This window comes from Clostridium sp. (assembly GCF_051656525.1).
Lineage (GTDB): Bacteria > Bacillota > Clostridia > Clostridiales > Clostridiaceae > Clostridium.
Genome location: NZ_JBOGCC010000282.1, coordinates 1 through 1,602 on the forward strand (window position 1 = coordinate 1; position 1,602 = coordinate 1,602).

At 33.9% G+C, this 1,602-nt stretch carries 2 protein-coding genes; both read left to right on the plus strand.

Going from position 1 to position 1,602, the window contains the following annotated elements:
* Nucleotides 1-152: 152 nt before the first annotated feature.
* On the plus strand, nt 153-968 hold the full coding sequence (locus tag ACRDDY_RS14260; RefSeq protein ID WP_438565613.1) for a hypothetical protein: 816 nt from the start codon (nt 153-155) through the stop codon (nt 966-968).
* 278 nt (nt 969-1,246) lie between these two features.
* Entirely contained in the window at nt 1,247-1,483 is a 237-nt protein-coding gene (locus tag ACRDDY_RS14265; protein WP_438565614.1) for a hypothetical protein, read from the plus strand.
* The last annotated feature ends 119 nt before the right edge of the window (nt 1,484-1,602 follow it).

The window sequence follows — 1,602 nt, forward strand, 5'->3', positions numbered from 1 at the left end:
ATAGTAAGGCTGATGTGTAATTGTTGGGTGTCTTGTATTGCTTTTGCGTAACGCAACTTTAGTGCGTACGCAATGCAATACTGACACAAGAATTTGCACACGTATCTAGTAGGTGCAAAGTGATGTTGTTTTCTGCATATGGGGGTGAGAATGTGAAGAGATTAAATAAATATAGTTTAGACATGCTGAGAGTTGATTTTTGTATTTCTAATAAGAATTTGCAATGGTTTTATGACAATTTATCATACGATACGAGGGTTGTTCATTGGGAGACGGGTAGTTTTAAATCTTATCGTCATAATTTTACTTTTGAATGTGATGGTAATGTTACTTTTTGGGTTGGTGCTGAACCTAACTGGAATGTTAAAAAAGAGGTCTATAAGGTTGTGACTGTGGAATTTAATCCAGCTAAAGTTGGCTGTGATTTGTATTTTCAGTCTATATATTTGAAATTGTTTAATTTAAGTTTTAAGAAACCAGTTGTTAAGCGTTTTGATGTGGCTATAGATATTCCTGTGGCTCGTTCTAATTGTTATCTTGTTAAGGACAATCGTTTGTATGAAGAATTTAAAAAATCGTCTGACGGGGAGTATACGCAGTATTTAGGTCAAAGAAATAAGCATGGTCGTGTAAAGTTGTATAATAAGGCCGTGGAATTAGGGATGTCTGATAATAATTTAACTCGTTTGGAAATTACGTGTAATTACGAAGAGAGGAATGATATTGAAAGGCTTGTCCCATTGGTTTATGTATTTGATTTTTTTCAGTTGGACATGTCTATAACTGGTACTGATAAGGTTTTGATGATTGCTTGTCTTCAGGATATGAGTTTGTTGAATGAGTTGAGTAGGGATAAAAAGAAAAAAATAAAGGAACTTATAGCCAGTAAGTCCCTTGTGTTTAAATTTGATATTAAAGAATATACAAATATTTTATCACAAATAGATGATTATTCAAGTTTAGTATAACTTATGCTAAGGTTAGGGAAAAGTTAGAGACCCCTTGAGCCATAGAATAGCGTTGACTTAGAGGCTCTGTGTCAATGTTTCGTGTTCTGTCTGTAAGACAGATCTAAGAAAGCGAAGCGTACATTTACATGGAGAAAAGGCAATGTTAGGCTATGAGCCAAGAGGCTCGAACTTCCCTGGACTTAGTGTTAGTTATACTTTTTTTATTTTGTTATTGATTTGGTACTGTAATGGTGTTACTATGGTATTAATAATTGAAAATTAGGAGGTAGTTGGAAATGAGTAATGAAGTTAAGGGAAATAAGGTAAGGGTTAATTGTTATGTTAAATCTGAGATAAAGGAATATTTAGATTCTCAATGTGAGTTTTATGGTATGAGTATAGGTTCTTTTGTTAGTTTTGTTTTGATGCAACATAAACAGCAAGGGGAGTTGAGTGGTTCTATAGTTGAATTAAGTAAACTTATGGAAGAAATGAAGTCAATTGAGTTAGCTAATAGTAAGGCTGATGTGTAATTGTTGGGTGTCTTGTATTGCTTTTGCGTAACGCAACTTTAGTGCGTACGCAATGCAATACTGACACAAGAATTTGCACACGTATCTAGTAGGTGCAAAGTGATGTTGTTTTCTGCATA